The sequence below is a fragment of the Mycobacterium sp. E735 genome, from assembly GCF_001666955.1.
Taxonomy (GTDB): domain Bacteria; phylum Actinomycetota; class Actinomycetes; order Mycobacteriales; family Mycobacteriaceae; genus Mycobacterium.
Window position 1 is genome coordinate 1 of sequence record NZ_LZIX01000118.1, and the last position, 22,831, is coordinate 22,831.

A 22,831-nucleotide genomic window follows, 5' to 3' on the forward strand; every position below is an offset into this window, starting at 1 on the left:
TCGCCGTCGAACGCGAGCTGGCCGCCGGCGGGTACCCCGGCACGCTCATTGCGGCCTACACCGATCTGCTGGACGCCGAGGCGGTGCGCGGGCTCGCCGCGACTCATCGGCCCGACGCGGTCGTCCACCTCGCCGCGGTCGTGTCCCCGCTGTCGTATCGCAAGCCCGCGTTGGCCCGCAAGGTAAACGTCGGTGGCACCGAGAATCTCTTGGCGGCCTGCGCCGCGCTCCCCCGGCCGCCGCTGTTCCTGATGGCGTCCAGCGCCGCGGTCTACGGATCGCGCAACCCCTACCGCCAGCCGGAGCGGATCACCCCTGATACCCCCGTGAACCCCATCGACCAATACGGTCAGGACAAGGTCCTCGCCGAGGCGGCGATCCGCGACAGTGGCCTGCCGTACGCGCTGTTCCGCCTGGGCGGGGTCATCTCGCCGGATACCCACACCACGGTCAACAGCGACTCGCTGCTGCTGATGCGGTCGATGCCCGGCGACAACCGCATGCACGCCGTGGACGCGCGCGATGTGGCGCTCGCTTTCGCCAACGGCGTCGACCGTGAGTCGGCGATCGCGGGCAAGGTGATCCTGATCGGCGGCAACGAGACCTACGTGCTCACCCAGCGCGACCTCGAGGACGGACTCATGGACGCCGTCGGCCTGGGTGGCCTGGGCCCGTCCGCCAGCCTGCCCGGCGACCCCACCGACGACCGCGGCTGGAGCTTCACCGGCTGGTACGACACCACCGAAGCGCAGGCGCTGCTGAACTTTCAGGAGCACGACTGGTCCGACACCCTGGCGTGGATCGCCCAAACACAGGGGCGCCTGCGGACCGTCGTGCGACTGCTGAGCCCCGTATTGCGCCCGGTACTGCGCACCGTCCTGATGGTGCAGCGCCGGCTCGAGGGGCGTGGACCATACGCCGACCCGTGGTCGCTGATCGAAAAGAAATACGGGACCGCCGCGCTGGCCGGCGTCGACTAGCTACCCGGCCGGGCGCTGCGGGTATCTCCCCGCTTGCGGGGACGGGTCGCCACCGCGTATCACTTCAGGGACGCGAAGAAGACGGCGGCCTTGCGAATCGAGTCCTCGACGGGTCCGGGCGTCCACCCGAGCTCGCGTTCGGCCTTGCCGTGGTCGAGCGGGGACATCAATTCGGCCATGCGGATTCCGACGTAGGCGAACGGCAGGTCCCGGCCCAGCAGCGCCGCCGCCGCGTCGTTGACCCGCGCACCGGCGCGCAGCACGGACATCGGGATACCGATGCGCGGCGGGCGCCTGCCGACGGCCGTGGCCGCGATCTCATGCAGCTCCCGGACGCTCATGTAGCGGTCGGAGACGATGTAGCGCTCGCCGTTGCGTCCGCGCTCCGCTGCGAGAAGCATTGCCCTTGCGGCGTCTTCGATGCCCACCACCTCGGCCGAGTAGCCGAAATAGAACGGAAACCTTCCGGTCGCGACGAGGGCAAGCAAGGAGCCGTGTGGGGTCGGCGCCCAGTCGCCGGGCCCATAGGTGGTGGATACGCACATCGCCACGGCGGGCAATCCCTTGTCCCGCGCGTACGACAGCAGCAGGTCTTCCCCGGCCACCCGCGCCTCGATATACGGGCCGCCCTGATCCCAGTTGTGCGGATCGTCCTCGGTGACTGGCTTACCGTTACTGATCGCCAAAGTGCCTGTGGTGCTGGTGTAGACGAACCTCTTGAGGTCGGCGCCCAGCGCCGCGTCGAGGACGTGTCGCAGCCCCTCGACGTTGGTGCGGAACAGCTGCGCCGGGTCCCGCAGCCACATCCGGGCGTCGACGACGCAGTAGTAGACGACGTCACACCCGGCCATGGCCGCGGCCAGCGCCCGGTCGTCGAAGACATCCCCGTAGCAGCGCTCGACATCGAGATCGTCGATTCCCTTGGTAGAGCTGGTGCGCCGCAACATCACTCGCACGTCGGCGCCGGCGGCGACGAGCTGCCGGGTGACATGCGAGCCCAGGAAGCCGCTCGCCCCGATCACCAGTTTCTTGGCGACGCCCACTAACGGTCGATCCACTTCATCTGCGCCTCGGCGTGATGGCCCCCGATGGCCGGGGTCAGCCGGTCGAGCCGGGACAGCTGGTCGGCGGTCAGTTCGACGGCGTCCGCACCGACGTTCTCTTCGAGGCGCGCCACGCGCTTCGTCCCCGGAATCGGCACGATGTCGCGGCCTTTCGCCAACAGCCAGGCGAGGGCCACCTGAGCGGGAGTGGCCCCGACATCGGCGCTGATGCTGCGCAATTCGTCCGCGCTGTTCAAGTTGTGCTGAAAGTTCTCGTCGAAGAAACGCGGATTGGTCTTGCGGTAGTCGCTGTCCGGCAACCCCTCGGTGGAGCGAATGGCGCCGGTGAGGAAGCCGCGCCCCAACGGCGAGTAGGCGACGAACCCGATCCCCAGTTCGCGCAGCAGCGGCAAGATCTCGTCTTCCTGGTCGCGTGTCCACAACGAATATTCGGATTGCACGGCGGTGACCGGATGAACCGCGTGCGCGCGCCGAATGGTCATCACGCCGACCTCCGAAAGGCCGATGTACCTAATCTTCCCGGCGGCGACCAACTCCGCCAACGCCCCGACGGTGTCTTCGATCGGGGTCTCCCGGTCGAGGCGGTGCTGATAGTAGAGATCGATGCGATCGGTTCCGAGCCTCTGCAGCGAACCGTCCACCGCGATGCGAATGTTGGCGGGGCTGCTGTCCAGCCCGCCGCGCCCCGTGTGGGAGATCATCCCGAACTTCGTCGCCAACACCACCTGATCCCGCCGGCCCTGCAGCGCGCGGGCGAGCAGTTCTTCGTTGACATACGGGCCGTAGACCTCGGCGGTGTCGATCAGCGTGACGCCCAGATCGATGGCGCGCTGAACGGTACGGATCGACTCGGCATCATCGGTGCCTGCGCCTGCGTACGCCACGGACATCCCCATCGCGCCCAGGCCCAGGCGGCCGACTTCCAGGTCGGCGAGGCGAGCTTGTTTCATGGGGTCATTGTGCGCCCGGCGACTTCACGGGACGGGGCGGGTACCGTTGCGCGAGTGCACCGCATCGATCTCGCCGCGATCCGATGGACGACGTAGAAACCGCGCGACCGGCCCGCAATCTCGCGGTCGACTACTACCGCGCCTCGGGCGTGGTCCTCATCGTGCTGGGCCACTGGCTGGCCGGTTCGGTGACTTACCACGATGGGCAATTCGGCCGCGAGAACCCGCTGCTCGACATGCCATGGACGCAATGGCTGACATGGATTTTCCAGGCGGTTCCGGTGTTCTTCTTCGTGGCCGGCTATGCCGGGGCCGTGTCGTGGGCTCACCGCCGCGACGCCGAGAGCTTCTCGCGCCAGGCCTGGATCCGGCATCGACTCGCTCGGGTGCTCGGACCGACCACGGTCTATGTCGCACTGATTTCGGCGATCGTGGTGGTCCTGCGGGCCCGGCATTTGCCCGGCACCGTGATGGAATACGCGGGTTGGGCGGTGGCCATGCACCTGTGGTTCCTCGCGGTGTACGTGCTCGTCGTGTCACTGACGCCGATTGCCGTTGCGGCGCATAGGCGTTGGGGCCTCGTGGTCCCGCTGGTACTGGCCGCGGGAGTCGTGCTGGTCGACGCCGTCTCGCTCGCGGGCCACGTCCCCTATATCGGCACGCTGAACTATCTGCTGTGCTGGGGCCTGCTCTACCAGCTCGGGATCGCCTGGCAGGGTGGCCTGTTGGCCGGCCGCCGGCCGATGCTGCTCGCTGCCGCCTCGGCCGTCGCTCTGATGCTGCTGATCCGGGTGGGGCCGTATCCGGTGAGCATGATCGGCGTTCCTGGCGAAGCGATCGAGAACACGACGCCGCCGACGGTGGCGATGATGGCCTTCGGGTGCACGCAAGCGGGGCTGGCCATGGCATTGGCGCCGGCACTGGACCGGATCCTGCACCACCGCTCGGTGCAGCGGGTGTTGTCCACCGCCAACGCCAACGTGATGGCCCTTTACCTATGGCACATGGTTCCGGTTGTCATCGTCGCGATCGTCGCCTATCCGGCAGGGCTGATCCCGCAACCGCACGAGGGTTCGGTGGCGTGGTGGCTCGTCCGGCTGGAGTGGATCACGATACTCAGCGTGGTGACCGCGGCCGAACTGATGCTGCTGTGGTGGCAGCGGCGGGTCTTCGCGGTTCCGCTGCCCACGTTCGGGCTGCCGCTCGGTGACCGCTTTGCCGAGGCGATCATGCTGACCGGCACCGTCCTGGCCGCCGCCGGGCTGCATCTGTTGGCGCAGGGCGGCTTCGCACCGAACGGGCGATTCTCCTGGCCGACCGCCGCCCTGTTCGCCGCCGGGGTCGTGTTGGTGGCGGTGCGACCCAAAACCCGAGACACGGTCCCCTCGGGTAAGCGACTTACGGCCCCTTGAGATGGGCCCTAGTGCCCTGGTCGCCTTCCTGATCGGAGAGAAACGTTTCCGCCAAGGCTCGGAGTATCCAAGCAGTTGAGCCTAGGCTACAGGGAGACATCCTCGCTAAGGGAGTACACAGATGTCACACGCCACGCTCCACACCAGCCAGGTCCCTCAGCAGCGCGCGCAGGACGCCGAGCTACTACGGAAGTCGGGGGTGCACAAGCTCGTCGTCGCCGATCGCGACGGCAACTGCTTGGCGTTCCTATTGGCCTGGGACAGCTTCGACTACGACGCCGAGACGGACACCTATGTGTGCGTCGTCGATAGCGATGGCAGAGATCTCATGACCGTGTATACCGCCGGTGAAATCAAACCGGCGTCCAAGGCGAACACCTATGTCGTGACCGCACCCGACAGGTTGAATGGCCACAGGGCGGTGTAGCCGCCCCGAACCAAGCGGGTTCTGACGCGCCACGCTTTCGGCTGACGGACGCGTCGCACGATGTCTGCCGCCCCGGTGGCGCGGCTCGGGGGATCTTGACATCGTCAAGCTTATGATGGACCGTTCGTACGGTTAGTTAGAGCCGAAGGGTGCACGATGCCTCGACCTGGTCGGCGTGGCGAGATCTTCGACGCGTTTGTCCGCTATGTCGCCGAACGCGGCTACGACAGAACGAATATGGGCGACATCGCCGACGAGCTTGGCATGTCGAAGGGCACCATCGTTCATCACTTCGGCACCAAGGCACAGATGTTGCGGGAGCTCGAGGAAACCCACCTCGCCCGACAACTCGATGCGGTGCAGATGGCATGGTCCCGGCTCGGTACACCGCAGGAACGCATCGCCGCAATCATTTACACCTCCGCGCTGCTCCAGGTGGTCGCCCGTGAGGCGACGGTGGCAAGCCAGCGCGAGGTGGTCCAGTTGTCCGACGACCCGGCGATGCAGCAAGTCCGGAAGCTGCGGAACCAATTGCAAAGCTTGGCGATTGAGGAGATCCGCAGCGGAATCGACGGCGGGGTCTTCCGAGCCGTCGACATCGAACTGGCGGCATTGCAGCTGTGGGGATCGCTCGAGTGGATGTGGGTGTGGTTCGGCCCCGCCGATTCCCGCAGCCCGGAACAGGTAGGGGCCGCGTTCGTCGACGTGTTCCTCGGCGGGTTACTGCTCGATCGGCTCGGGCTCGGCAAGTGGGCAAGCCCCTCCGCCGACGTCGTCTCGGTGGTGCGTGAATGCCTCGCCGCCGTCACGGGTCCGGCCGCCTAGCCTCCAACACCATTGCGCGGGGCCGTAATTGGCCCTACCGAGGCTCCGCTTGATGCGCCGCGTCAGCGTTGGCCGACGCTCGTTCGAACGGGAAAAGCACCGAAAAGCCCTGCCGAATACTGTACGCGCGGTCGGTTTCCGTGCGCAGGCTTTTCTCAAAAGAAAGGCCGACGATGTGGCGCCAGGCGTACCGACTACCGCCAAAACCCCTGTAAATCACCAAAAAGACGTCAACACGGCGCTGGCCACCCCCGAATTACTCGCGCGGCGAATACTCGCCGCCGCCGGCGGTTATTGACTGACCGTACGGTCTAATGCCATAGTGATGCGTGGCGCAAACTAGGGCGGCATGGAGCCGAAGGGTGGGATCTCAGAGTGTCGATCGGGAGGATCACCGGGTCGACTCGCGTCGGGAGTCAGCCCGCGCGGTACGCCACCGATGGGGGCCACCGCTCTTGCGGCAAGACCCGCGGCGAAGGAATCAGGAATCCGGCCCCGTCCCGCCTCACTCGAAACACTCTGTAGTGCAGCGCTTTGCACTGGTTGGCCGCGCGGCGGACCGCCCCGCCAACCAGGATCACGATCACCAACGCGATGACCGTCCCGCGACTACCCATCGCCCGCTTGACGAAGCGGCGGAACCGAAAGCCCTCGTTGCGCGGTCGCGTTCGGGACGGCACGCATGACCACCTCCCACCTGACCGCCAGCAAATTGAGCAGTCGGATTCGGCCCGGGACGGAAGTGGCCGGTGGATTCTTCCGCATGTGCGTGCTGACCGGGAAAGCGCTGAGACAGCCGTTCGAATGGCGCGAGTTCATCTGGAACGGCTGGTTTCTCATGCGGGTATCGCTGCTGCCCACCATCGCCGTGTCCATCCCGGAAACCGTGCTGCTCATCTTCACGCTGAACCTGCTGCTGGCGGAGATCGGCGCCGCCGACGTGTCGGGGGCCGGTGCCGCGATCGGCGCGGTCACCCAGCTCGGCCCGATCGTGACGGTGCTCGTGGTCGCCGGCGCGGGCGGCACCGCCATCTGCGCGGACCTCGGCGCGCGCACCATCCGCGAGGAGATAGACGCGCTCGAGGTGCTCGGCATCGACCCGATCCACCGCCTGGTGGTGCCCCGGGTCGTCGCCTCCACACTTGTCGCGGTGCTGCTCAACGGCCTCGTGGTCGCCGTCGGCCTCGGGGGCGGCTACCTGTTCAGCGTCTACCTGCAGAACGTCTCGAGCGGCGCCTACCTCTCCACGTTGACGGCGCTCACCGGCCTGCCCGAGGTGGTGATCGCGTTCATCAAAGCCGCGACGTTTGGACTGATCGCCGGCCTGGTCGGCTGCTACCGCGGGCTGATCGTCCGCGGCGGATCCAAGGGCCTCGGGACCGCCGTGAACGAGACGGTGGTGCTCTGCTTCATCGCGCTGTTCGCGGTCAACGCGGCGCTGACCACCATCGGCGTCCGGTTCGGGACGGGGCGCTGACATGTCCACGGCTGCCGCCCTCCGCGTCCGCTTCCCGCGGACGAGCGCATTCGTCATCCGTTACGGGGACGTCCCGTCTCGCCCGCTGGTCGAGATCGGGCAGATGGTCTGGTTCGCACTGAGCGCCGTCGGGCAGATCCCCTTCGCCGTACACCGCTACCGCAAAGAGCTGCTCCGCATGGTTGCCCAGATGGGGATGGGCACCGGCGCGATGGCGGTGGTCGGTGGCACCGCCGCCATCGTCGGCTTCATCACCTTGTCGGCGGGTTCACTCGTCGCCATTCAGGGCTACGCGACGCTGGGCAACATCGGTGTCGAGGCGTTCACCGGGTTCTTGGCCGCCCTGGTCAATGTGCGGTTCGTGGCGCCGGTGGCCGCCGGTCAGGCGCTGGCCGCCACGGTCGGCGCGGGTGCCACGGCCGAATTGGGCGCCATGCGCATCAGCGAGGAAATCGACGCGCTCGAGGTGATGAGCATCCGGTCGGTCCCCTTTCTGGCGTCCACCCGGGTGGTGGCGGGTCTGATCGTCATCGTCCCGCTCTACGGGTTGGCGATGACCATGGCGTTCCTGTCCCAGCAGGTCACCACCGTGTTGTTGTACGGGCAGTCCATCGGCACGTACAACCACTACTTCCACACGTTCCTGCGCCTCAACGACGTCGGCTGGTCGTTCGCGGAGGTCATCCTGGTCGCGGTGGTCGTGATGACCACCCACTGCTACTACGGCTACACCGCCACCGGCGGGCCGGTCGGCGTCGGCGAAGCGGTCGGCCGCTCGATGCGGTTGTCGTTGATCACCATCGTCGTGGTGGTCGTGCTGACCGCGATGGCGGTCTACGGCAAGACCCCCAACTTCAACCTCACCGTGTAGCCGCCCATGACGACCCCGGTGAAAGAGAACCCGCAACGCATTCCGCCGTACCGGACGACGGCGCTGGCGTTCCTGATTGTCTCCGCGGTGGTGTTGGGGTTCGTGTGGTTGCAGTTTCGGGGCCAGCTCACGCCGACGACGCGCTTGACGATGTTGGCCCCCCGGGCGGGCTTGGTGATGGATCCGGGTTCGAAGGTCACCTACAACGGCGTGGAGATCGGCCGGGTGGCCAGCATTTCGGAGATCGAGCGTGACGGCATACCGGCCGCCAAGTTCGTCTTGAACGTCAATCCGAAGTGGATCGAGCTGATTCCGGCCAACGTGGACGCCAATATCAAGGCGACCACGGTTTTCGGTAACAAGTACGTGTCGTTGACCTCGCCGAAAAAGCCGACGCCACAACGCATCACGTCGCAGCACGTGATCGATGCCAGGTCGGTGACAACGGAGTTCAACACCCTGTTCGAGACGCTCACCTCGATAACGGAGAAGCTGGATCCGGTCAAGCTCAACCTGACGCTGGCTGCAGCCGCGCAGGCGTTGACCGGGTTGGGCGACAAATTCGGGCAATCGATCGTCAACGCCAACGCCATCCTCGACGACATCAACCCGCAAATGCCGCAGATCCGGCATGACATTCAACAGCTCGGCGCCCTGGGCGACGTCTACGCCAAAGCCGCGCCGGATCTGCTCGACTCCCTCAACAACGCGGTGGTTACGGCGCGCACCCTGCACCGGCAGGAGGCCGATCTGGATTCTGCGTTGTTGTCCGCGGCGGGGCTGGGCAACACCGGCGAAGACATCTTCAAGCGCGGCGGGCCCTACCTGCAGCGCGGCGCCGCCGATCTGGTGCCCACCGCCCAGCTGTTCGACACCTACAGCCCCGAGATCTTCTGCACCATCCGCAACTACTACGACGAGGAACCGGCGGCCTATGCCACCACCGGCGGCGGCAACGGCTATGCGCTGAGAACCATGACCGAGCTGACCTCAGGGCTGGGCGGCATGTTGACGCTCCCGGGGTTGGCCGGCACCGCGGCCACGATGGGGCTCCTGACCCTGGCCGGGCTGGTGGGCGGGGCGCCGAATCCCTTTGTGTACCCGGACAACCTGCCCCGCGTGAACGCCCGCGGCGGGCCGGGCGGTGCGCCCGGTTGCTGGCAGGCCATCACCCATGACCTGTGGCCGGCGCCGAGTCTGGTGGTCGATACCGGCGCCAGCCTCGCGCCCTACAACCATCTGGAAACCGGCTCACCGTACGCCATCGAGTACGTCTGGGGCCGCCAAGTCGGGGACAACACGATCAACCCATGAAAATCACCGGCTCCGCCATCAAGCTCGGCATCGTCTCACTGGTGCTGCTGCTGATCACCGTGTCGATCGTCGTGGTGTTCGCCCAGATGCGCTTCAACAGCACCAACAGCTATTCCGCGGAGTTCAAGAACGCCACCGGGCTCAAGAACGGCCAGTTCGTCCGCGCCGCCGGGGTCGAGATCGGCAAGGTCAAAGCGGTGCGGCTGATCGACGGCGGCCAGCGGGTGATGGTGGACTTCAACGTCGACCGGTCCATACCGCTCTACCAGACGACGACCGCACAGATCCGCTATCTCAATCTGTTCGCCGACCGCTACCTGGAGCTCAAGCGCGGCGAGGGTGACGGCAGCGATCGGATCCTGCCGCCGGGCGGATTCATCCCCCTGTCCCGAACAGCGCCCGCACTCGACCTCGACGCCCTGATCGGTGGATTCAAGCCGCTGTTCAGGGCGCTCGATCCGGAAAAGGTCAACACCATCGCGTCGGCCATCATCACGGTGTTCCAGGGTCAGGGCGGCACCATCAACGACATCCTGGATCAGACCGCGCAGCTGACCGCGCACATCGCTGAACGCGACCAGGCGATCGGTGAGGTGATCAAGAACCTGAACGTCGTGCTCGACACAACGGTCAGGCATCGCAAGGAGTTCGACCAGACCGTCGACAACTTCGAAAGACTGATCACCGGCCTGCAAAACCACGCCGACCCGCTGGCGGCCGGGACCGCGAACATCAGCAACGCCGCCGGCACGGTGGCCGACCTCCTCGCCGACAACCGCGCGCTGCTGCACAAGGCCATCAACTACCTGCAGGCTCTGCAGCAGCCGCTCGTCGACCAACGTGATCAACTCGGCGACCTGATTCACAAGACGCCGACCGCGCTCAATCTCATCGGACGCAGCATCGGCCTCTACGGGGACTGGGTGAACTTCTACCTGTGCGACCTCAGCATCAGGTGGAACGGGTTGCAGCCCGGTGGCCCGGTCCGCACGGTCCGGATCTGGCAGCAGCCCACCGGTAGGTGCACGCCGCAATGAGAACGCTGACGGAATTCAACCGCAACCGGGTCGGCCTGATGGGCATCACCGTGCTGGTGCTGGTCGTCGCCGTCGGCCAAAGCTTCACCAGCATCCCGATGATGTTCGCCAGCCCGAGCTATTACGGACAGTTCACCGACACCGGTCAACTCAACAAGGGCGATAAGGTGCGCATCTCCGGCGTGAACGTCGGCAAGGTGGAGGCGTTCGATATCGACGGCGACCATGTCCGCATCAAGTTCAATATCGGCGCCAACACCATCGGCAGCGAGAGCCGGCTCGCGATCAAGACCGACACCATCCTCGGCAAGAAGGTACTCGAGATCGAGCCGCGCGGAACGCAGACGTTGCGGCCGGGGGCCGTGTTACCGCTGGGCCAGAGCACCACCCCGTATCAGCTCTACGACGCCGCCTTCGACGTCACCAAGGCCGCCACCGGGTGGGACATCGACACCGTCAAGCAGTCGCTGAATGTGTTGTCGCAGACGATCGATCAGACCTATCCGCATCTGAGTGCCACGCTCGAGGGTTTGACCAGATTCTCCGACACCATCGGCAAACGCGACGACCAGATCAAGCACCTACTCGCTCAGGCCCATCAGGTCGCCAGCGTGCTCGGTGACCGCAGCGAACAGATCAACCGGCTGCTGGTCAACGCGAAGACACTCCTGGTCGCGTTCAACGAGCGCAGCCGCGCCATCGGCGCGCTGCTGCAGAACGTTTCCGCTTTCTCGGCCCAGGTGCAGGGATTCATCAACGACAACCCGAATCTGAACCCCGTGCTGGAGCAGTTGCGCGCGATCAGCGACGTGCTGGTGGCGCGTAAGGATGACCTCGCCCAAACCCTCACGTACGTCAGCCAATTCGCCGCCTCCCTGGGTGAATCGGTCGCGTCGGGACCGTACTTCAAGATTGTCCTGTCCAACCTGCTGCCGTATTGGATCTTGCAACCGTTCGTCGACGCCGCGTTCAAGAAGCGCGGCATCGATCCGGAGGACTTCTGGCGCAGCGCCGGGCTTCCCGAGTTCCGGTGGCCGGACCCCAATGGCACCCGGTTCCCCAACGGCGCGCCGCCGCCCGCGCCCCCGGTGCTGGAAGGCACCCCGGACCATCCGGGACCGGCGGTGCCGCCGGGAACGGCCTGCTCGTACACGCCACCGGCCGACGCGCTGCCGCGACCGTGGAACCCGTTGCCCTGCGCGGGTGTTGACGTCGGCGCCTTCGGCGGCAGTTTCCCGGCACCGATCGACGTCGCGGCGTCACCGCCGAACCCGAACGGCCTGCCACCGACGCCGGGAATCCCGATCGCCGCGCGGCCCGGCGACCCGCCTCCCGACGTGCCCGGCGTACCGGTGCCACTGCCCACCCAAGCCCCGCCGGGCGCGCGCACCGAGAACCTGCAACCCGCAGGCCCCGCCCCGCCACCGTCGGCGTTCGCTCCAGGACTCCCGCCGGGGCCGGCGGCGCCCCCGGGACCCGGACAGCAGTTGCCGGCGCCGTTCATCAACCCCGGCGGCACGGGCGGCAGCGGTATCACCGGAGGTAACCAGAATTGAGTAGCGTCTTCGGTATCGGCAAACCGCAGCGCCGGACGGTCGTCGGGGCGGTGGTGGTGCTGCTGGCCCTCGTCGCAGGGATCGTCGGCTGGCGGCTCTATCAGAAGTTGACCACCAACACCGTAATCGCTTACCTCCCAACGGCGAACGCGCTCTATTCCGGGGACAAGGTCCAGATCATGGGCGTGCGCGTCGGCTCAGTCGACAAGATCGAGCCAGCCGGCGACAAGATGAAGGTGACGTTCCACTACGACAACAAATACAAGGTGCCCGCCAACGCGTCCGCCGTAGTCGTCAACCCAACCCTGGTGGCGTCGCGGAGCATTCAGCTGGAGCCCCCCTACAAAGGTGGCCCGGTGATGGGCAACAACGCGGTGATCCCGATCGAGCGCACGCAGATGCCGACGGAGTGGGACGAACTGCGCGAAAGCGTCGCCAACATCATCTCCAAACTCGGCCCGACGCCCGAGCAACCCAAGGGCCCGTTCGGTGAGGCCATCGAGTCGTTCGCGGACGGATTGTCCGGCAAGGGCAAGCAGATCAACACCACACTGAACAGCCTGTCGCGGTCGCTCACCGCGCTGAACGAGGGCCGGGGCGACTTCTTCGCGGTGGTGCGCAGCCTGGCGCAGTTCGTCAACGCGTTGCACAAAGACGACCAGCAATTCGTCGCGCTGAACAAGAACCTCGCCCAGTTCACCGACGAGTTGACCGGGTCCGACCGCGACCTGTCCAACGCTATCCAGCAGTTCGACAGCCTACTCTCAACGCTGCGCCCGTTCTTGGACAAGAACCGCGAGGTGCTCGCCCATGACATCGGCAACCTCGACAGCCTGACCACCACGCTGGTCCAGCCCGACCCGCTGAACGGGTTGGAGACCGCCCTGCACGTCCTGCCGACGCTGGAGACGAATCTCAGCCAGATCTACCACCCGTCCCACGGCGCCGTCATGTCCATCCCGGCTATCCCGAACTTCGCCAACCCAATGCAGTTCATGTGCAGCATGATTCAGGCCGGCAGCCGGCTGGGCTACCAGGAATCCGCCGAACTGTGCGCCCAATACCTGGCGCCGATCCTCGATGCGATCAAGTTCAATTACCTGCCGTTCGGGCTGAACCTGTTCAGCACCGCCGAGGTGCTGCCCAAGGAAGTCGCCTACTCCGAACCCCGGCTGCAACCGCCCAACGGGTACAAAGACACCACGGTGCCCGGGATCTGGGTGCCCGACACTCCGTTCTCGCACCGCAATACCCAGCCCGGCTGGGTCGCCGCGCCGGGCATGCAAGGCACCCAGGTGGGGCCGGTCACCGGGGGCCTGATGACCCCCGAATCGCTGGCCGAACTCCTGGGCGGCCCCGACGCCCCACCCCCTCCCCCGGGCTTGCAGACGCCGCCGGGGCCGCCGAACGCCTATGACGAGAACCCCGTCGTGCCACCGATCGGCCTGCGTGCGCCGCAGGTGCCGATCCCGCCACCGCCCCCGGGGCCGGGCGTGGTCCCGGGTCCGGTCGCGCCGACACCGGCGGCCGCCGCTACGGGAGCCGGATCATGATGCGCACCTTGGCTATTCGGGTCCGCCACCTGGGCTGGAAGGCGCTTGCTGTGTTGACCGCCGCGACGGTGCTTACCTCGTGCGCGAAGTGGCACGGAATCGCCAACGTACCGATGCCCGGCGGTCCGGGCTCCGGGCCCGGCTCCTACACCGTGTATGTCCAGATGCCCGACACGCTGGCCCTCAACGACAACAGCCGGGTGCGGGTGGCGGATGTCTTCGTCGGCACGGTGCGCGCGATCGAACTCAAGAACTGGGTCGCGACGCTGACACTGCGGCTGGGCAAGAACGTCAAGCTGCCCAGGAACGCCACCGCCAAGATCGGCCAGACCAGCCTGCTGGGTTCCCAGCACGTTGAGCTGGCGGCGCCGCCCAACCCCTCCCCGGAGCCGCTGCGGGACGGTGACACCATCCCGCTGAAAAACGCGTCCACCTATCCCACCACCGAGCAGACGCTGGCCAGCCTCGCCATCGTGCTGCACGGAGGCGGCATCCCGAACCTCGAAGTGCTGCAGAACGAGGTCTACAACATCCTCAACGGGCGGGCCGACCAGATCCGCGCCTTCCTGGGCAAGCTGGACACCTTCACCGCCCGGCTCGACGAGCAGCGCGCCGACATCACCCGGGCCATCGATTCCACCAACCGGCTGCTGGCGTACGTGGGTCCCCGCTCCGATGTGTTGGACCGGGTCCTCACCGAATTCCCGCCACTGCTCAAGCATTTCGCCGACAAACAGAATCTTCTGATCAACGCCGTCGACGCGACGGGACGGCTCAGCGGAGTCGCCGACCAATACCTGTCGGCCGCGCGTGGCGACATCCACCAGGACCTGCAGTCGCTGCAGTGCCCGCTGCGCGAGCTCGGCCGGGCGGCGCCGTACCTCATCCGCGCCCTCAAGCTGATCCTCGTGCGGCCGTTCGACATCGACGCCGTGCCCAAGGCGTTCCGCGGTGACTACTTCAACCTGTCGCTGACGCTCGACCTGACCATGAGCGCCGTCGACAACGCGGTCCTCACCGGGACCGGATTCTCCGGGGCGCTGCGCGCGCTCGAGCAATCGTGGGGCCGCGACCCCGAAACGATGATTCCCGACGTCCGGTACACGCCGAACCCCAACGATGTTCCGGGTGGCCCCCTGGTCGAAAGGGCGGACAGGCAATGCTGACCCGCTTCATCAAGCGCCAGCTGGTCGCGTTCACCATCCTGACCGCGATCACGGCGGTCGCGCTGGGCTGGTACTACTTGCAGATTCCCAGCGCGGCGGGAATCGGCCAGTACACGCTGAGGGCGGACCTGCCCGCGTCGGGTGGGCTGTACAAGACCTCCAACGTCACCTATCGCGGCGAAACCATCGGCACGGTCACCGCCGTCGAGCCGACCGCGACGGGCGCGCGGGTGACCATGAGCATCGGCGACCGCTACCGGATACCGATTGACGCGTCGGCGAACGTGCATTCGGTGTCGGCGGTCGGTGAGCAATACCTGGACCTGGTGTCGACGGGCAATCCGAGCCAGTACTTCTCGCCCGGCCAGACGATCACGAAGGGGACCATCCCCACCGAGATCGGGCCCGCGCTGGACGCGGCCAACCGCGGGCTGGCCGTGCTGCCGAAGGACAAGATCGCCTCGCTGCTCGACGAAACCGCCCAAGCCGTAGGCGGATTGGGCCCCGCGCTGCAACGCCTGGTCGACGCGACGCAGGCCATCGCCGGCGACTTCAAGACCAACATCTCCGACATCAACGACATCGTCCAGAACTCCGGGCCCGTCATCGACAGTCAGGTCAACTCCGGCGACTCGATCGAGCGGTGGTCACACAATCTGAACATCCTGGCCGCCCAGAGCGCGGAAAACGACCGGCACGTGCAGAGCATCCTGACCCAGGCGGCCCCGACCGCCGATCAGGTCAACGAGGTGTTCGGCGACGTCCGCGAGTCGCTGCCGCAGACCCTGGCGAATCTCGAGATCGTGCTGGACATGCTCAAGCGCTACCACAAGGGCGTCGAGCAACTCCTGGTCGCCTACCCGCAGGGCGCCTCGGAGGGCCAAACCGTGACGTCGGCCTTCCCGGGGTATGCGTCGCTCGGCACCTCGCTGACGATCAACCAGCCCCCGCCGTGTCTGACCGGGTTCCTCCCGGCGGCCGAGTGGCGGTCTCCCGCGGACACCAGCCTCGCGCCGATGCCGTCCGGAACCTATTGCAAGATCCCGCAGGACACCCCCGCGAACGCCGTGCGCGGCGCACGCAACCTTCCATGCGTCGACGTCCCGGGTAAACGCGCCGCGACGCCACGGGAGTGCCGCGATTCCAAACCGTACGTGCCGTTGGGCACCAACCCGTGGTACGGCGACCCCAACCAGATCGTCACCTGTCCTGCGCCGGCCGCGCGTTGCGACCAGCCCGTGAAACCGGGGCTCGTGATGCCCGCGCCGTCGGTCAACAACGGCCTCAATCCGGCGCCCTCCGACCGGGTGGCGGGGACGCCGCCGCCGACCAGCGATCCGCTGCAACGGCCGGGATCGGGCACCGTCGAATGCAATGGGCAGCAACCGAACCCGTGCGTGTACACGCCCGCCGGCCCTCCCCCGGCGGTGTACCTCCCGCAGAGCGGCGAACTGGTGGGGCCCGATGGCGTCAAGTACGCGGTCGAAAACTCGAACAAGACCGGAGACGACGGCTGGCAGGACATGCTGGCGCCGTCGACCGGCCGATAGAGATTGGAGCGACATGCCGGAAGCCATTGGCCTGGGCCAACTTCGAAGTGACGCCTGCACGTATCTCGAGCGGGTCGCCGCCGGGGAGGCGATCGACGTCATCCGTCGCGGCAAGCTGGTGGCGCGGATCCTGCCCGTCGGTGACTGGCGGGTGGCTCCGATCCCGGCGCGTTCGGCGAAACTCGCCGCGCAGGACACCGGCGGGTGGGTCGGCCTCGACGAACTTCGCACCCGCGCCGGCCGGTGCTTCGACCGGGTGGCGGCCGGGGAGACGCTGAGCGTCGTCCGGGGCGGCCGATTGTTGGCGCAGATCGTGTCCGCCGGTGACGCGGCGAGCAGTCCCACACCGGCGGATGGCCGGGGTGGGATCGAGCTCGACGAGCTCCGGAAGCGCGCCGGGCGCTACTTCGATGAGGTCGCGGCGGGGCAGACGATCGAGGTCATCCGCGGCGGCAAGCTGGTCGCCCGCATCGTGTCGGTCGCGTAGGAACGGCGGCGGCGCATACCCCGGAAGCTTTCCCGAGGTCATGTTGTTGAGCGGTGCATGACCATGACGGGCTTCCACGAAGGAGAGACCGCGACACAGCGGCGAGCGGGCGTCGAAGCCGAGGCCAAGCGGCTCGAGGGCATGCTCGACTCGCCGGGCCTGTCCGGCGGCGCCGCAAGATTTCTCGCCGCACAGCGATTCGCCGCCCTGACCGGACGGGACCACGACGGCGTGCTGTGGACGTCGCCGTTGATCGCCGCGCCGGGTTTCCTCCGCGGCCGGGACGACGTCTTGCGTGTGTCGGCATCCCCCCGCAGCGGCGACCCGCTGCACCGGCTCCCGGCCGGCCAACAAGTCGGACTGATCGCGATCGACTTCGCCACCCGCCGCCGGTTACGGGTGAACGGCGAGCTCGTCGGCTCGGACGACGCGGGCCTGGCCGTCCGCGTCGACCAGTCATACGGCAACTGCCCCAAGTACATTCACCCGCATACCATCGACACCGACGCCCTCGGCGCACCCGCTTCACTGCGCGCGAGACGCGCAACGCTTGACCCGTCCGATCAGGCGATGATCGCGAGGTCGGACACGTTCTTTCTGGGCACGAGCCATCCCACCCGGGGTAGCGACGCGTCGCACCGCGGAGGCCCACCCGGCTTCGTCCGGGTCGACGCCCCCGACCGGCTCTGGTGGCCGGACTTCCCCGGGAACAACATGTTCAACAGTTATGGAAACCTGGCCGTCGACGACGAGGCCGCCTTGCTGTTCGTGGATTTCGGGACCGGTGCGAGCCTGCACCTCACCGGGACCGCACAGGTGCGGTGGACTAGCCCCGGTGCCCCCGGGGACGACGGCGGCGTGGGCAGGAACGTCTCATTCTCGGTCGGTGCCGTGGTCAGCGTCGGCAACCGCTAACCCTCGAGGAATCCGCCCTCGGGAAGCGGGCGTTGGCAGATCGTCCGCGCCTCGGCGGCGCTAAGCCCGAACAGCCGCAGCACGTTCTCGGTGACGAGGTCGGCGGCGTGCGCGTCGTCTCGATCGGGGTTGTCCCGCAACAGGTTTCCGAGCCCCAGCAGCGCACCGCCGGCCATTGCGAGGGCCAACTCGGGATCCTCGACGTCGAACCGACCGGCCGCGACGCCGGCTTTGATATCACGCAGGGCGCGCGGCGCCAAACCACGTTCGGACGACAGCAGCTCCAGCCCGTTGGCCAACAGGATCCGGCTCTCCTGCGGGCGGCGGCGGAACAGCCTGCCGGTCATCCGAAAGCTGGTGGCGAAGATCTCCGCCGGGTCCTCGATGGACGCGGTGAGCCGGTCGAGCATCGCCCCATAGACGTCGAGCACCTCGGCGACCGCGGCCTCGAACAGCTGCTCCTTGCTGTCGAAGTGGTTGTAGAAGGACCCCATGCCGACGTCGGCGGCCTGGGTGATCTCCAGGACCGGCACGTTCACCTTGCCCTCGGCGATCAGTTGCTGCGCGGCCTTGACCAGCGCCGCACGGGTGCGCCGCTTGCGCCGCTCCAGCCGGTTGGCCGGCTCCGCCATCGCACTCACCCCCGCATTATGCATCAGTCATGAGGATTTCGTCAGACTCTTGACTGAACGTTATCTCGTATGTGACGATTTCGTCAGTTAGGTTTGGGAGTGACCATGGATTTGACCGAAAGCGCACGTCCGGAGGCGCACAGCGAGCAGGGCGCACTGCGCGGGGAGCATCCCGGGCGGTCGCGCAACCCCGTCATCAGGGTCGCCGACATCGCGTGGCTGGAGTTCGAGCGGCCAGACTTGGGGCGCGCCGAGGCGTTCGCGCGGGCATTCGGCTTCCACACTGCCCAGCACGGCCCCGGCGAGGTGCAGTTGCGCGGCACCCGGGCGGGTACGCCGTGCGTGATCCTGCGTCGCGGCAGGCGCAGCCGGTTCACCGGCGCGGCGTTCCGGGCCTGCGACGAGGCCGACGTGCTCCGGCTGGCGGGCAACGCCGGGGCACCGATGCGACGGCTACCGGAGGCCATCGGCGGGGTGTCGGTCGACCTGACAGACCCCAGCGGAATGTTGGTTCGGGTCGTCGCCGGCATGCACGAGCTCCCGGACCTGCCGGGCCAACAGGCCCACGTCTTCAACTTCGGCCCCGAGGTGCGGCGCACCAATGCCGGCCAGCGTCCCCCGCGGGTGCCCGCCCGGGTCGAGCGCCTGGGCCACCTGGTGGTGCAGTCGACCAAGTACCTCGAGACCCTCAACTGGTACCTCGACAACCTCGGCATGATCGTCAGCGACTTTCTGTACTTCCCCGGCCAGCGGCACCGCGGCCCGGCGATGAGTTTCATTCGCTGCGACCGCGGTTCGATACCGGCCGACCATCACACCCTGGCGATGGCCCTGGGGCCGGCCAACCGCTACGTGCACTCGGCCTATCAGGTCAGCGATCTCGACGCGCTGGCTGCTGGCGGCGAATACCTTGGCGCGCACGGCTATTCCCGGTCCTGGGGAATCGGCAGGCACATCCAGGGCAGTCAGATCTTCGACTACTGGCGCGACCCCGACGGCGACTTGTTCGAACACTTCACCGATGGCGACCTGTTCGACAACACGCTCGACCCGGGCTGGGCGCCCTTCACCGCATCCGGGTTGGCGCAGTGGGGGCCGCCGGCAAGCAGAGATTTCCTCGGAACCGACCCCAAGTCGGCACGCCGGGAACTGGTTTCGATGATGACCGCCCTCCGCTCGCACAACGAATTCGATTTCAACCGCCTGATCGGCCTACTGAAAGTTCCTACCTCATGACCCTTTCCGTGCTGCACACCGCTTCCGAAACCGACCGCGCCTGGTGGCTCAAAACCGCCGAGGGCGCAGTCAGAATCGACACCACCGCCACCACCACCGCCGCGTTGCTGGCCGACCGGGCCGCCATCGAGAGTGCGGCGACGAAAACCGAAGCCGTCGCCCTCGACACCCTCGCCTTGGTCTCACCGGTGACCCGGCCGTGCCGGGTGATAGCTCAGATGACCAACTACGAGTCGCACGTCAAAGACGCGGGCATGGATCCGGCGTCCATCCCCCTCACCTTCTTCCGCAAGGCGTCCGCCTCCATCACCGGGCCGTTCGACGACATCGTCAAGCCCCCGCACGTGAAGCTGCTCGACTACGAAGTCGAGATCGGCCTGGTGATCGGCCGCGCCGTCCCGATCGGCACCACCATCTCGGACGCCAACCTCGGCGATTTCGTCGCCGGGCTGGTGGTCACCAACGACGTCTCCGCGCGCGACGTCCAACTCCCCCAGACCCAGTTTTACGAGGCCAAGTCGTATCCGACGTTCACCCCGGTCGGCCCCGAACTGGTGCTGCTCACCGCCGACGAGCTCAAGCGCTTCGGTGACCTGCGATTGCGCCTCAGCGTCAACGGCGAGGAACGCCAGAACGCGCTCGTCGAGGGCGACATGCTGTACCGGCCACTGCAGGCGCTGCAGTCGCTCACGCAGTTCCAAGAACTCGCCCCGGGTGACCTGGTGCTCACCGGCACCCCGGTCGGCACCGCGCTGAGCGCCCCACCGAAGCCGGTACAGTTCGTCGGAAACCTGTTGCCGCCGGGACTCAAATGGAAGATGTTCTTCTCGCGGCAGGCCGCCAACCGCAATTACCTGCACGACGGTGACATCGTCGAGGCGTCGGTGGCCACCGACGACGGCGCCATCGATCTCGGAACGCAGCGCACCCCAGTGCGATACACATGACGACCCCGGCTACGCGGCGGGTACCCGTCGTCATCGTCGGCGCCGGACCGACCGGCGTCACCGCGGCCACCCGGCTGGCGCAGTGCGGCGTCCATTGCCTGGTGCTCGATCGCTGGACGGACGTGTACCCCCAGCCACGAGCGGTGCATCTGGACGACGAGATCTATCGCATCATCGCCCGCCTCGGGTTGGGCGGCGAGTTCGCCGCGATATCACGGCCGACGCTGGGTTTGCGGTTGGTGGACAGCCGGTTCCGCACTCTGGCCGAATTCAACCGCGACCCCGAGCACAGCGTGCACGGTTTCCCGCAGGCCAACATGTTCGACCAGCCCGAATTGGAGACCCTGCTGCGGGCCAACCTCGAGCGCCATCCCAATGCCGAACTGCGCGGGAACGCAGAAGTCACCGATGTTGTGGCGGACGGAACGCGCATCCGCGTCACGTTCACCGACCGCTCAGACGGTGGGCGTCACCACGTCGACGCCGACTACCTGCTGGGCTGCGACGGCGCCAACAGCCTGGTGCGGGCACGGATCGGTTCGACCATGCGGGACTTGAACTTTCAGCAACGCTGGCTGGTCGTCGACATCGCCAGCGAGGCGGACCTGGGCCAGTGGGACGGGGTGCACCAAGTGTGCGACCCGGATCGCGCGGGAACGTACATGCGCATCGGGCCGGCCCGCTACCGGTGGGAGTTTCAGTTGCTCGCCGGCGAAACCGCGGCGGACTTCGGCACGCTCCAGCGGCTGCGACCGTTGATCAAACCATGGACCAGCACCGTACCCGTCGCCGAGCTCACCCTGGTGCGGGTCGCCGAGTACACGTTCCGGGCACAGATCGCCGACCGCTGGCGCAACGGCAACGTCTTCCTCCTCGGCGACGCGGCGCACCTCACTCCCCCGTTCATCGGCCAGGGCATGGGCGCCGGGCTGCGCGACGCCGACAATCTCGCCTGGAAGATCGCCGGGGTCCACCGCGGCGCCCTTACCCCGGACGTGCTCGAGACTTATGAGCGCGAACGAAAGCCGCACGCTCGCTACATGATTCGCCTCGCGCTGAGTATCGGCTGGGCGATGACCGGCGGCGGCCACCTTGGCAACGCAGCGCGCCGGGCGCTGTTGCCGCGGCTGCGGCTCATCCCCGGCCTGCGCGACAAGGTCGTCGACTCCACAACGCCGCCGCTGCACCGCTCAGCGTGGGTGTCTAAATCGCGGCGACCGCATCAGCTACCGGGCACGCTGTGCCCCAACCCGCCGCTGCACGACGGTCGACGGGTGGACGACGTCCTCGGCACCGGTTTCGCGTTGATCGCCGTCACTCGCCCCGGCGCCGCCGACGAGGCCGCCCTGCGGCGGCGCGACGTCACCGTGCTGGTCGCCGACCCCGGCAGCGCTCTGGAGACGTGGCTGCGGCGGGGTCGCGTCACCGCCGCGCTGGTGCGCCCCGACCGAACGGTGGCGCGCGCCGGGCGCGACCTGGCCGCCCTTTGCGCGTGGACCGCCACCGCCCTGTCGCCCGGCGAGCGTCAGCCGGACGCGGACGGCCGGGCGACGATCACGGGTATCCGTACCGAGTGCAGCACGGCGTTGCTGACCGATCCCAGGAGTATGCCGGACAAGCCGCCACGGCCGTGACTGCCCACGACGAGAAGCTGGGCGAATTCCGACTTTTCGGCAAGCTGCCGAGCCGGCGCGTCGCGTTCGACCAACCTCTGCACCGTCACATCGGGATAGCGCTCCTGCCAACCGGCCAGGTTCTCGGCGAGGCTCCGCTGGGCCTCCTCTTCCAGTGACGACCAATCCGCTTCGGGGAGTTCGCTGATCGCGATGTCGCTCCATGCGTGCAAGGCCATCAGGTCGACGCCGCGCCGGGAAGCCTCGTCGAACGCGACGGCGGTCGCGAGCTCGGAGGCCGGCGAGCCGTCGATCCCCACCAGAACGGGAGCGTCCCCGTTGTCCGGCAGGTCGTCCCCATGGATCACCGCGACGGGACAATTCGCGTGCCGCACCACCGTCGCGCTGACCGAGCCCAGCACGCCACGCGCCAGTAACCCGCGTCCCGCCGTGCCGACGACGACCATCTCCGCCTCGTCGGACATCTTGATCAGGGCCAGCGCGGGGCTGGAATACACGAGTTCCCGGTTGATCGCGATCTCACGGTCCGCCGCTAGCGCCTCCTCGGCGAGCTTGATCGCGTGCATGATCGCCTTCTTGCCCTCGTCTTCCAGCCGCACTGCCAGAGAGTCGGGGTATGGGACCGGCGGCCAGGTGGCGGTGGGCGTCGTCACCGCGTGGACGACGGTCAGTGGAACTTTCCGCATGGCCGCCTCGCGCGCGGCCCAACGTGCCGCAGCGTTCGATGCCGTCGAGCCGTCGACCGCGACGACGATGCCGCGCTGTTGGTCAGGTGCTGACATTTCGTTCTCCCTCCAT

Annotated in this window: 23 protein-coding genes; 18 read left to right on the plus strand and 5 right to left on the minus strand. The window is 67.3% G+C overall.

Annotated elements, in window-relative coordinates; all coding sequences use genetic code 11:
- Nucleotides 1-980, plus strand: a 980-nt coding sequence (locus A5704_RS09745) for an NAD-dependent epimerase/dehydratase family protein (protein WP_369828445.1), incomplete at its 5' end; no start/stop codon positions are given.
- A 59-nt stretch (nt 981-1,039) separates the two neighbouring features.
- Here A5704_RS09745 and A5704_RS09750 read toward each other — a convergent pair.
- Both A5704_RS09750 and A5704_RS09755 read right to left on the minus strand, forming a co-directional pair.
- Nucleotides 1,040-2,038 (minus strand): NAD-dependent epimerase/dehydratase family protein, encoded by a 999-nt coding sequence (locus A5704_RS09750; protein WP_231968960.1) that lies wholly within the window; start codon nt 2,036-2,038, stop codon nt 1,040-1,042.
- Complete coding sequence (locus tag A5704_RS09755) at nt 2,023-2,994, minus strand: aldo/keto reductase (protein WP_067748920.1); 972 nt, start codon at nt 2,992-2,994, stop codon at nt 2,023-2,025. Before A5704_RS09755 ends, A5704_RS09750 begins: the two co-directional genes overlap by 16 nt.
- 83 nt (nt 2,995-3,077) lie before the next feature.
- Here A5704_RS09755 and A5704_RS09760 point away from each other — a divergent pair, with 83 nt between their 5' ends.
- The 4 genes from A5704_RS09760 to A5704_RS28305 all read left to right on the plus strand — a co-directional run bounded on the left by A5704_RS09760 (nt 3,078) and on the right by A5704_RS28305 (nt 5,956).
- Nucleotides 3,078-4,406: an acyltransferase gene (locus tag A5704_RS09760; protein WP_067748917.1), complete on the plus strand. Its 1,329-nt coding sequence runs from the start codon at nt 3,078-3,080 to the stop codon at nt 4,404-4,406.
- 121 nt (nt 4,407-4,527) lie between these two features.
- Nucleotides 4,528-4,833, plus strand: coding sequence for a hypothetical protein (locus A5704_RS09765; protein WP_067748915.1), 306 nt, complete (start codon nt 4,528-4,530; stop codon nt 4,831-4,833).
- Between the two features lie 156 nt (nt 4,834-4,989).
- Complete coding sequence (locus A5704_RS09770) at nt 4,990-5,658, plus strand: TetR/AcrR family transcriptional regulator (protein WP_067748912.1); 669 nt, start codon at nt 4,990-4,992, stop codon at nt 5,656-5,658.
- A gap of 52 nt (nt 5,659-5,710) precedes the next feature.
- Nucleotides 5,711-5,956, plus strand: a complete 246-nt coding sequence (locus A5704_RS28305; protein ID WP_156669903.1) for a hypothetical protein — start codon at nt 5,711-5,713, stop codon at nt 5,954-5,956.
- A 118-nt stretch (nt 5,957-6,074) separates the two neighbouring features.
- Here A5704_RS28305 and A5704_RS29145 read toward each other — a convergent pair whose 3' ends face one another.
- A complete protein-coding gene (locus tag A5704_RS29145) occupies nt 6,075-6,338 on the minus strand; it encodes a hypothetical protein (RefSeq protein ID WP_067748909.1) in 264 nt (87 codons plus the stop codon).
- 83 nt (nt 6,339-6,421) lie between these two features.
- Between A5704_RS29145 and A5704_RS09780 the strand changes: the two genes are divergently transcribed.
- Genes A5704_RS09780 through A5704_RS09825 form a run of 10 tightly spaced genes read left to right on the plus strand, consistent with a single transcriptional unit; the run spans nt 6,422 to nt 17,584 of the window.
- Nucleotides 6,422-7,135, plus strand: a complete 714-nt coding sequence (locus A5704_RS09780) for an MlaE family ABC transporter permease (RefSeq protein ID WP_369804363.1) — start codon at nt 6,422-6,424, stop codon at nt 7,133-7,135.
- 1 nt (nt 7,136) lies between these two features.
- Nucleotides 7,137-8,006: an ABC transporter permease gene (locus A5704_RS09785; protein WP_067278674.1), complete on the plus strand. Its 870-nt coding sequence runs from the start codon at nt 7,137-7,139 to the stop codon at nt 8,004-8,006.
- Nucleotides 8,007-8,012: 6 nt separating this feature from the next.
- Complete coding sequence (locus tag A5704_RS09790) at nt 8,013-9,320, plus strand: MCE family protein (RefSeq protein WP_067748903.1); 1,308 nt, start codon at nt 8,013-8,015, stop codon at nt 9,318-9,320.
- The gene (locus A5704_RS09795) at nt 9,317-10,357 is read left to right on the plus strand and encodes a virulence factor Mce family protein (protein WP_067748900.1); all 1,041 of its coding nucleotides are present in this window, start codon (nt 9,317-9,319) and stop codon (nt 10,355-10,357) included. Before A5704_RS09790 ends, A5704_RS09795 begins: the two co-directional genes overlap by 4 nt.
- Nucleotides 10,354-11,913, plus strand: coding sequence for a virulence factor Mce family protein (locus A5704_RS09800; protein WP_067748897.1), 1,560 nt, complete (start codon nt 10,354-10,356; stop codon nt 11,911-11,913). Before A5704_RS09795 ends, A5704_RS09800 begins: the two co-directional genes overlap by 4 nt.
- Complete coding sequence (locus A5704_RS09805) at nt 11,910-13,466, plus strand: virulence factor Mce family protein (RefSeq protein WP_067888738.1); 1,557 nt, start codon at nt 11,910-11,912, stop codon at nt 13,464-13,466. The genes A5704_RS09800 and A5704_RS09805 overlap by 4 nt, the downstream gene beginning before the upstream one ends.
- Nucleotides 13,463-14,632 carry a virulence factor Mce family protein gene (locus A5704_RS09810; protein WP_156669902.1) on the plus strand — a complete coding sequence of 390 codons (1,170 nt, stop codon included), beginning with the start codon at nt 13,463-13,465 and terminating at the stop codon, nt 14,630-14,632. The genes A5704_RS09805 and A5704_RS09810 overlap by 4 nt, the downstream gene beginning before the upstream one ends.
- Complete coding sequence (locus A5704_RS09815) at nt 14,626-16,182, plus strand: MCE family protein (protein ID WP_067748890.1); 1,557 nt, start codon at nt 14,626-14,628, stop codon at nt 16,180-16,182. The genes A5704_RS09810 and A5704_RS09815 overlap by 7 nt, the downstream gene beginning before the upstream one ends.
- A 13-nt stretch (nt 16,183-16,195) precedes the next feature.
- Nucleotides 16,196-16,669 (plus strand): type II toxin-antitoxin system Phd/YefM family antitoxin, encoded by a 474-nt coding sequence (locus A5704_RS28805; protein WP_067748887.1) that lies wholly within the window; start codon nt 16,196-16,198, stop codon nt 16,667-16,669.
- A gap of 57 nt (nt 16,670-16,726) precedes the next feature.
- Nucleotides 16,727-17,584: a pyridoxamine 5'-phosphate oxidase family protein gene (locus A5704_RS09825; RefSeq protein WP_067748884.1), complete on the plus strand. Its 858-nt coding sequence runs from the start codon at nt 16,727-16,729 to the stop codon at nt 17,582-17,584.
- Here A5704_RS09825 and A5704_RS09830 read toward each other — a convergent pair.
- Nucleotides 17,581-18,216, minus strand: coding sequence for a TetR/AcrR family transcriptional regulator (locus A5704_RS09830; protein ID WP_369807381.1), 636 nt, complete (start codon nt 18,214-18,216; stop codon nt 17,581-17,583). The genes A5704_RS09825 and A5704_RS09830 overlap by 4 nt on opposite strands.
- Before the next feature lie 105 nt (nt 18,217-18,321).
- Between A5704_RS09830 and A5704_RS09835 the strand changes: the two genes are divergently transcribed.
- Genes A5704_RS09835 through A5704_RS09845 form a run of 3 tightly spaced genes read left to right on the plus strand, consistent with a single transcriptional unit; the run spans nt 18,322 to nt 22,033 of the window.
- The gene (locus A5704_RS09835) at nt 18,322-19,452 is read left to right on the plus strand and encodes a VOC family protein (protein WP_067748877.1); all 1,131 of its coding nucleotides are present in this window, start codon (nt 18,322-18,324) and stop codon (nt 19,450-19,452) included.
- Nucleotides 19,449-20,399: a fumarylacetoacetate hydrolase family protein gene (locus A5704_RS09840; RefSeq protein WP_067748874.1), complete on the plus strand. Its 951-nt coding sequence runs from the start codon at nt 19,449-19,451 to the stop codon at nt 20,397-20,399. Before A5704_RS09835 ends, A5704_RS09840 begins: the two co-directional genes overlap by 4 nt.
- Complete coding sequence (locus A5704_RS09845; protein WP_067779695.1) at nt 20,396-22,033, plus strand: bifunctional 3-(3-hydroxy-phenyl)propionate/3-hydroxycinnamic acid hydroxylase; 1,638 nt, start codon at nt 20,396-20,398, stop codon at nt 22,031-22,033. Before A5704_RS09840 ends, A5704_RS09845 begins: the two co-directional genes overlap by 4 nt.
- Here A5704_RS09845 and A5704_RS27570 read toward each other — a convergent pair.
- Entirely contained in the window at nt 21,925-22,815 is an 891-nt protein-coding gene (locus A5704_RS27570; protein WP_067748869.1) for a universal stress protein, read from the minus strand. The genes A5704_RS09845 and A5704_RS27570 overlap by 109 nt on opposite strands.
- Nucleotides 22,816-22,831: the final 16 nt, after the last annotated feature.